Consider the following 7,897-nt stretch of genomic DNA (forward strand, 5'->3'; position numbering starts at 1 on the left):
ATGGACACCCTTGCTCTTGGCTAGTGGTTGGCCACTACAAGCCCCCACAGCGGACTTTCACCGCCTAGTTAATCGCCATGCGTGGCGCACTAAAAAAGCGAGAACCGGCAGCGCCGGCTCTCGCTTTTTGCACATCAGTTTATGATTTGTTGAAGCTTGCGGTTTCTTTCCAGCTGCTCTTCTTGGGATGCAAGGTCGTATTTTTTCAGCAGATGAAACAGCTCATTGAGCGTTTGTTGCGGCTGCTCGCTCTTCAGAAATTGAGTCAAGCCGCTCTTTAAGGGTGCCGGTAAATAATCGTTCTGGTTTTCGAGCTTGTTGATCACATCTTCTTGAGAATGATCGAGCTTGCATTCACTCATGTTCATCACCTCTCGTATCGATGGTTTTTATTATACGGCTCATAGGCCACCTTAGGAAACCGAGTCATTGCAACACATCTTGCAACGCCTTGTCAATGGTGTCGAACGTAAACGCAAACCCTTCTCGCTGCAAACGATCCGGGAGCACCCAGCGGCTCTTCAAAATCAATTCCGTTTCCGTTCTGATGAGGAACGCGCCTATTTCGAGCAGCCATTCGGGCGAAGGCAAACCGACTCTTCGCCCCATGGCCGACCTTAGGCGATTCATAAGCTCGCGATTCGTGATCGGATAAGGGGCGGAACAATTGAATACCCCGCTTATGTGCTCGCTCTCTTTGAGGAACAGGACGATACGAAACAAATCCTCGACATGAATCCAGCTGAACCGCTGGCTTCCCGGCCCTTGAACGCCGCCGAGACCGAATCTGACCAAGTTTTTGTAGGGAGCCATAACGCCCCCGTTCCGCCCCAGCACGATCGCGATTCGCAGCGCGGCCTGCCTCGTAGCGGGCAAAGCGAAGGAAAAGAAAGCTTGCTCCCACGCTTTCGCAACCTCAACGGAAAAACCGGATCCGAGCTCGCCCCCGTCTTCCGTCATGGGGCGGTCTTCGGCATGCCTGTAGATCGTAGCGGTGCTGGCATTGATCCATAGCGGAGGCGGATTTTTGCAGGCGAGCAGCGCATTTCCAAGCAAACGGGTCGTCTCCGTCCTTGACCTCAAAATGTCAGCTTTATTTTTATCGTTATAGCGGCAGTCGACCGACTTCCCCGCCAGGTTGACGAGCAGATCGGAATGTTCCAGAGCTTGGACAATGCCTTGCTCATCGTTCCAGGATACGTGGCCGGACTGTCTGGAAACGGTGACCACCTCGTACCCGAGATTGGTCAATTTCTCCTCGAAGTAAGATCCGATAAAACCCGTTCCGCCTGCTAAAACAACTTTCTTTGCCATGTAATCAGCCCTCTTCGCTTGAGTTAACGGCTTAGCGGTTCATTGTCACAAAATCGCGCGGAGCTCCCGCTGCGCGGTGCGGCATTCGATACCGCTTTTTTCCGTGCAGATTTGCACGATCGCATGTCCATCAAAATCATGCAATGCTAACTGACTGCTGCGATTTATGTGAAAAAAATCACATAATCACCTTAAAATCATTATAATCGTTCCAAGCAGGATCTGTAAATATTGAAATGAAGGAACATGAGTTGACCGGGCTTGTTTGCTGCACCGCCAAACCGGTGCCTCCTTGCCGGTGAACCAAGTCATTAACAGCAATACATTTGCACAAATCTCCCCCCGAAATCGGGGCGCGGCCCCGAGCGGGCGTAGTTGACTTGTAAAATAAGCCCGTGTTCGCTATATAGAGACTTTAAGGACGTTGATTTTAGGCCAAAATAAAAAAACAAGCACGGAGCGACCTTCGGGTCTCTTCGTGCGAATTTTCGTCGCTGTTCATGGAATTATCGGTCTTTGTACGTGTATTTGGTCAAATCGGCGCCTAATAGCGACCGGCGTGACGCAGTATAGAGACACTGTTCTTTAAATCGGATCAACTTTTCCTATAGCAGCTGAACCGGCCGGCTTGCCGGCTCAACGCCAACCTGCAATTCCTCGACGCCGGTAAGATCAGCTCCAGCCTACCTGTGCCGCAGCGTTTCGAGGACGCGTGGTCTACGAAATTTCCGCCGCGTAACTAGCCTTGCAATCCTATCAAACCTGCAAAAATCGCCCCCGGCCAGCGAAGCCGGCCAGAGGCGATGATGGCACTATACCTTTGTCTAACGCTGCTAGCGGAACCGGCGAATGAAGTCGATCGCCTTGGCAATGTCGGCCTCCGGCCGCTCGCCTACTTCACGCTCGATCGTCAAGTAGCCGGTATAACCAATATCTTGCAGCGCAGCGAAATAACGCGCAAAATCGACATGCCCTTCGCCGAGAGGCAGCTCCCGGTACGAGCTGCCCGATTCGGCTTCCTCCGCGATGCGTTCGTGGCTCATCGGCTCGTAGCCGAGCGAGCCGTACACCTCGCGCCGGTCCACCTCGCGCAGGCGGACGCCGTCCTTGACGTGCGTATGTACGATATAGTCTTTCAGCGTGTATACTCCTTGCACCGGATCGTCGCCCGTCACCATCACCATGTTGGCCGGATCGAAATTGACGGACACGCCGTCCGTGCTGAGCGAATCGAGAAACTTCTTCAAATGTGCGGCCGTTTCCGGCCCGGTCTCGACGGCGAAGTACGCGTTCATCTGCTTGGCGTAGACGCCGAGCTCCTCGCAGGCGCGCTGCATCTCTTCATAAATCGGGTCGCTCTCGCTGTCGGGCACGACGCCGATGTGCGTCGTGACGACGTTCGTGCCGAGCTCGACAGCCAGATCGAGAATGCGCTTGGACTTCTCGATCTTGGCCGGATTGGCGAGCCGGTCCTGAAAGCCGTGGCCGCCGAGGTCGCCGCACAGCGCCGAGATGCGCAGTCCGAGCGATTCAATGTACTGCTTCAGCTCGCGCCGCGCCGCCGGCGTCATATTCGCCGGGTCCATCTCGCCGTGCACGGCGTAAATTTGCACGCCGTCGGCGCCCATCTCCTTCGCTTTCTTTAAGCCGTCGCGCAAGCCGAGACGCAAGCTGTCAACCATAATGCCGATCGGGTTCTTCAAATTCATTGCCTCATGCCGCCTCCTTGATCATTTGCGGCGCCTTGCCGCCTTATCCCGACATCTTCGCTTCCGATTATACTTCGTCCCACAGCCTCCGTACATTATCAAGGCCGATCTTCGTACCGGAGCGGCATTCCTCAAGCCCTTCGAACTCAAGCGAAATGTATCCGTCATAGCCTGCGCTCTTCACCGTGCGCAGCGCCTCGCGGATGTCGATGTCGCCGTGCCCGACGATGGCGCCGCGCAAATAGTTGCCGTGCGATGTTTTGAACCAGCCTTCGCCCGGATTCCGCGCGGCCGGCCGCACGTAAAAATCTTTCACGTGCACCATCGAGGCCAGCGGGATGTTGTTTTGCACCGCTGCCACCGGGTCCTCGTCCACGCACAGGAAGTTGCCCACGTCCAGCGTCGTCCGGAAATTGTCTCTGCCCACGGCATGAACAAGCGCCTGCACGCGGTCGCTTGCCTGTATGAAATAGCCATGGTTTTCAACGCTTGTGACGATATCGTATTGCGCCGCATAGTCGGCGATGCGACGGCACGCTTCCGCGAGCCGGCCGAGCGCGAGGTTGAAGCTGCGAATCGACAGATCTGTGCTGCTTGCGACATCGTGCCGCATCCGCTTGACGCCGAGCCGCGCCGCCATATCCACTTCGCGCAGCACGCGCTCGATTTCCCGCTCGTACGCGTCCTCCGAGTCGGTGTTGAAGTTGGCTCCGATCGCATAATTGCTTACGTCGATGCCGCGCGACTCCGCTTTGGCACGGATTTCGTCTGCAAGCTCAGGGCGTTCCTGCAGCGAGAAGCCGATCGGTACGATTTCTACGTGCTCGCCTCCCTGATCGGCGATCCAGTCGATGACGCCGAGTATGTCCATCTCGCCGGACCGCAGCGCCTTGACCAGGCTGTATGAGCTGACTCCTAATTTCATTCCTCGCGTTCCCCTTTCTTCTCCGCCCGTTACAGGCGAATTTCCTTGCCGGCGGCGGCCGACTCGTAAATGCCGCACAGAATCCGCATTAGGCTGATGCCGTCCTCGACCGGACTGATCGGCGTAGCGCCGGTGCGGCAGCACTCCACGAAATGAGCGACTTCATTGCGGAACGCTTCGCCCACGTTGATCGATCTGTGGTCGACCTGCGGCGTCGCATTCAAAATGGTGTCGTATTTCTCGGTGACCAGCTCCAGCGCCGGCTCCACCTCGACGCCGCCCTTGTCGCCGTACAGCCGCACCGCCGTCTCGTCCTGCTTGGCGTGCAGCGTAAAGCTGACGTCGACGTACAGCGATGCGCCGTTTTCGAAGCGGATGAGCGCGTTCGCCATATCTTCGACGGTATTGAACGAAGCGTCGTAATCGGCCGCCTTGTAAAACGACAATCCCCGCACATTGGCGCGGTTGCCGAGCTGGCGGTACGTATTGCCGCTCACCGCTACCGGCTTCGGCCGGCCCATCAAGTACCAGCACAGGTCGATGACGTGCACGCCGATATCGATGAGCGGTCCGCCGCCGGAGCGCTCAATGTCCGCAAACCAGCCGCCGGGATTGCCGAGCCTGCGCAAAATCGACGCCTTGGCGTAATAAATGTTGCCCAGCTCCCCGCCCTCGATAAAACGCTTCACGAGCTGCGCGTTCGCATCGTAGCGGCGCACGAATCCGACCTGCAGCGTGCGGCCCGTTTCCCGCACCGTTTGCCCGATCCGCTCGGCGTCTTCCACCGTTTTGCACAGCGGCTTCTCCACTAATACGTGCTTGCCGGCGCGAAGTGCGGCGATGGCGATTTCGGCATGGGTGTTGTTCCAGGTGCAAACGCTTACAGCGTCGACTTCCGGATTGGCCAGCAGTTCATGATAATCCGTGTACACGTTCGCAATGCCGTATTTTTCCGACTTCGCCTGCGCCCTGGCTTCATTCTTGTCGCATACGGCGATCAGCTTGGCGTCCTCCAGCTGCTGATACGATTGCAGGTGAAGATCGGAAATCGAGCCTGCTCCGATAACGCCGATTTTAAGTGGTTCTTTACTCATAATTGCCGTCAGCTCCTTCGCTCAATAAAGTGTTGCGGCTCCAGCCGCTGCATTATACACTCAGAATAGCATGACCGATGCGGGAGGTAGAATGCCCATTATGACCGTTTACATGGATTATACGATCAGTTCCAAACCGATACGCATCGTCGACCGCACAACCGATCGCAGCAAGCTGAACGTGAAATCGCTCTCGCTCGTCTCCGTCGGCCATTTGCCGAGCCGGACGCTGTACCGGCGGCGGGCGACGTTCCAACATCATGCGGTTGTGTACATCGCCGCAGGTTCCGGCACGTACTGCGTGAACGGCGGAGAAACGCAAATCGTTCGCGCAGGCAGCCTCTTCCTGTTTTTCCCCGGCGCGGTGTTCGATTACGGGCCCGGGCCGGGCGAAGCGTGGGACGAATTTTATTTCACGCTCGAAGGCACGCGTGTCGAGGAATGGCTGGACACGTGGCTGACGGAGCCGGCACGGGTGCGGCAGACGGATGACGACGATGCACAGAAAAGCAAGATCGACCGCATTTTTGCGCTGATGGAAAGCGGCGTGCCGGCCAACCTCGACCGCGCGGCGCTGCTCGTCGAATCGCTGACGTACGAATGGGTAGCGAGCGCGCAGCGCGCGGCCGAACCCGACCGCGACGGCGCCGCCGCCAAGCTGCTGGACGATCTAGCCGCCTCGATTCACGAGCCGTTTGACGCCGCCGCCGTGTGCGAACGCCATCATGTTTCCTTATCCACCTTACGCCGAACCGTCCATAAACATACCGGTTACCCGCTGAACGAATACGTGCACCGGCTCAAAATCGCGGAAGCGAAAAACATTCTGCTGAACACCGGCAAATCGGTCAAAGCTACGGCCGACCTGCTCGGCTTCAAGGACGTTTTTTACTTCTCCAGGCTGTTTAAAAAATACGTCGGTCGCTCGCCGCGCGATTTCCGCGAGACGGTGTGACCGGCAGGGATATAGCGGCGGCGATCTGCTATAATGAGGAATAGGCATGGCGACCGACCAAGGCAAAGGAGACGACGATTATGGCATTGAACCGCCGGCTCGTGTCGGATGACGATTTTCAAGAGGCGCTGGAGCGAGGCTCTTCCGTCCGCGTCTTCCAAAACGACCAAATTATCAGTTCCGGAGGGACGGTTACAAGGTTTACGGCCGATACGGTCGTCGTGCAATGCGGAGTGAGCGACATCGCGTACCATCCGCGGACGCTGTGCGAATTTTTTGAAATACGGAAGCGTCCGGGCGGCGGCTGACGCGACGTTTTGCGCGTAAAGGAGGGTTCTGGCGCGATGGACATTCAAAACGATCCGTACGTGCGGAGCGAAAGCGAGCGAGATCGGCTGCGGCGGCTGGAAGCGCTCGCGGTCCGGTTTGCGGAGCGGGCTGCGGAACATGACCGGCTCGGCACGTTCCCGCATGAGAACATCGCCGAGCTGCGCGACTTCGGGTATATGAAGCTGACCGTGCCGAAATCGTACGGCGGCGGCGGCATTTCCTTGTACGAGATGGTGCAGCTGCAGGAACGGCTCGCTATGGGCGACGGTTCCACGGCGCTGGCGGTCGGCTGGCATGTCGGCAAAGTGCTCCATGTGAGGGAAGGACGCAAATGGGAAGAATCGGTGTGGGCGGAACTTTGCCGCGATATTGTGGCGCACGGCGTCATGATCAACTCGTTTGCGAGCGAGCCGGTGACGGGCAGTCCGAGCCGCGGCGGCAGACCGGCGACAACGGCGGCGGCGACGTCAGGCGGCTGGCTGCTTACCGGCCGCAAAACGTACAGCACGCTGTCGCCCGCGCTGGACCGCTGCATCGTGAACGCCTATTGCGAATCGACCGGCAAAACCGAAGAGTTTCTCGTCATGATGAAGGACGGCGTCACGATCGTCGAGACTTGGAATACGCTCGGCATGCGCGCTACGGGCAGCCATGACGTCGTCTTCGACGGCGTCTTCGTGCCGGAGCGCTATTTGCTCAGGCCGGGCAAAGATGCGGTCGACGACGGCGGCGGCTGGCTGCTGCACATCCCTGCCTGCTATATGGGCATCGCACTCGCTGCGCGGGATTTCGCCCTGCGCTTTGCCTGCTCATACCGGCCGAACAGCATTAAAGGGCCAATCGCCGAGCTGCCGAACATTCGCCAGCTTATCGGGCAGATCGAGCTGGAGCAGCGTACGGCGCGGCAAATGCTGTATGCGGCGGCAGACCGCTGGGACCGCGAGCCGGACCGGCGAGCGCAAATGAAGCCGGAGCTCGGCCTCGCCAAGCTGATTGCCACGAACGGAGCGATCCGGATCGTCGATCTGGCGATGCGCATCGTCGGCGGCACGAGCTTGTCAAAGGACTATCCGCTCGAACGGTATTACCGGGACGTGCGCGCCGGGCTGCATAACCCGCCGATGGACGATTCGGTCATGTCGCTGCTCGTGGACGAGGCGCTCGGGCAAGCGACTTCCAACGAAAAATGACGGCCGCGCCCGGTGCGGCGCGACCGTTTTTTAGGTTTAGACGGGCCGCAGCGGATGCCAGGCCGACGATTTTTTTAGACTGTGCAAGAAGCCTGACTGCCGGGTGAAGCACGAACTCCATCCAAGCATGCGGTAACGCAACTTTCCTTGGCTGCCGTAAAGGAACAAAGTTCCGTTATTGCATGGATAACTGGCAGCGGATCAATCTTAACGGAACATAGTTCCGCTATCCGGCGAAGAACGAGAGAGATTTTCGCCAAATCGCCGAGATAACGTACTATTTGGACCTCTGTCAAGAAAGTGGACACTCATTAAGGGAATTTAGCTAATGCCTTTGTAGTAAAGAGCCTCGAATCGATCGGGCGAAAGATAACCGAGAG

General features: G+C 57.7%; 8 protein-coding genes. 3 read left to right on the plus strand and 5 right to left on the minus strand.

Features of this window, described 5'->3' with window-relative positions:
• Positions 1-134: 134 nt before the first annotated feature.
• From SD70_RS31910 to SD70_RS31930, 5 genes are all read right to left on the minus strand, one after another.
• Positions 135-362, minus strand: a complete 228-nt coding sequence (locus tag SD70_RS31910; protein WP_041052645.1) for a hypothetical protein — start codon at positions 360-362, stop codon at positions 135-137.
• A 64-nt stretch (positions 363-426) separates the two neighbouring features.
• The gene (locus SD70_RS31915) at positions 427-1,314 is read right to left on the minus strand and encodes a TIGR01777 family oxidoreductase (RefSeq protein WP_041052647.1); all 888 of its coding nucleotides are present in this window, start codon (positions 1,312-1,314) and stop codon (positions 427-429) included.
• Positions 1,315-2,147: 833 nt separating this feature from the next.
• On the minus strand, positions 2,148-3,023 hold the full coding sequence (locus tag SD70_RS31920; RefSeq protein ID WP_041052649.1) for a sugar phosphate isomerase/epimerase family protein: 876 nt from the start codon (positions 3,021-3,023) through the stop codon (positions 2,148-2,150).
• A gap of 67 nt (positions 3,024-3,090) precedes the next feature.
• The gene (locus SD70_RS31925; RefSeq protein ID WP_041052651.1) at positions 3,091-3,948 is read right to left on the minus strand and encodes a sugar phosphate isomerase/epimerase family protein; all 858 of its coding nucleotides are present in this window, start codon (positions 3,946-3,948) and stop codon (positions 3,091-3,093) included.
• Positions 3,949-3,977: 29 nt separating this feature from the next.
• Positions 3,978-5,042, minus strand: a complete 1,065-nt coding sequence (locus tag SD70_RS31930; RefSeq protein ID WP_041052653.1) for a Gfo/Idh/MocA family protein — start codon at positions 5,040-5,042, stop codon at positions 3,978-3,980.
• Between the two features lie 100 nt (positions 5,043-5,142).
• On the opposite strand from SD70_RS31930, the gene SD70_RS31935 reads away from it, so the two are divergent.
• The 3 genes from SD70_RS31935 to SD70_RS31945 all read left to right on the plus strand — a co-directional run bounded on the left by SD70_RS31935 (position 5,143) and on the right by SD70_RS31945 (position 7,517).
• Positions 5,143-5,997 carry a helix-turn-helix domain-containing protein gene (locus tag SD70_RS31935; RefSeq protein ID WP_041052654.1) on the plus strand — a complete coding sequence of 285 codons (855 nt, stop codon included), beginning with the start codon at positions 5,143-5,145 and terminating at the stop codon, positions 5,995-5,997.
• Positions 5,998-6,077: 80 nt separating this feature from the next.
• Entirely contained in the window at positions 6,078-6,305 is a 228-nt protein-coding gene (locus SD70_RS31940) for a hypothetical protein (RefSeq protein ID WP_041052655.1), read from the plus strand.
• Between the two features lie 36 nt (positions 6,306-6,341).
• A complete protein-coding gene (locus tag SD70_RS31945; protein ID WP_041052657.1) occupies positions 6,342-7,517 on the plus strand; it encodes an acyl-CoA dehydrogenase family protein in 1,176 nt (391 codons plus the stop codon).
• Positions 7,518-7,897 lie beyond the last annotated feature (380 nt).

Origin of the sequence: Gordoniibacillus kamchatkensis, assembly GCF_000829455.1 — a bacterium.
In the GTDB taxonomy this organism is placed as follows: domain Bacteria; phylum Bacillota; class Bacilli; order Paenibacillales; family NBRC-103111; genus Gordoniibacillus; species Gordoniibacillus kamchatkensis.

Bases quoted from the DNA above. Each gene is read 5' to 3' on its own strand.
- SD70_RS31910 (WP_041052645.1), bottom strand. From the start codon at position 362: ATGAGTGAATGCAAGCTCGATCATTCTCAAGAAGATGTGATCAACAAG.
- SD70_RS31915 (WP_041052647.1), bottom strand. From the start codon at position 1,314: ATGGCAAAGAAAGTTGTTTTAGCAGGCGGAACGGGTTTTATCGGATCT.
- SD70_RS31920 (WP_041052649.1), bottom strand. From the start codon at position 3,023: ATGAATTTGAAGAACCCGATCGGCATTATGGTTGACAGCTTGCGTCTC.
- SD70_RS31925 (WP_041052651.1), bottom strand. From the start codon at position 3,948: ATGAAATTAGGAGTCAGCTCATACAGCCTGGTCAAGGCGCTGCGGTCC.
- SD70_RS31930 (WP_041052653.1), bottom strand. From the start codon at position 5,042: ATGAGTAAAGAACCACTTAAAATCGGCGTTATCGGAGCAGGCTCGATT.
- SD70_RS31935 (WP_041052654.1), top strand. From the start codon at position 5,143: ATGACCGTTTACATGGATTATACGATCAGTTCCAAACCGATACGCATC.
- SD70_RS31940 (WP_041052655.1), top strand. From the start codon at position 6,078: ATGGCATTGAACCGCCGGCTCGTGTCGGATGACGATTTTCAAGAGGCG.
- SD70_RS31945 (WP_041052657.1), top strand. From the start codon at position 6,342: ATGGACATTCAAAACGATCCGTACGTGCGGAGCGAAAGCGAGCGAGAT.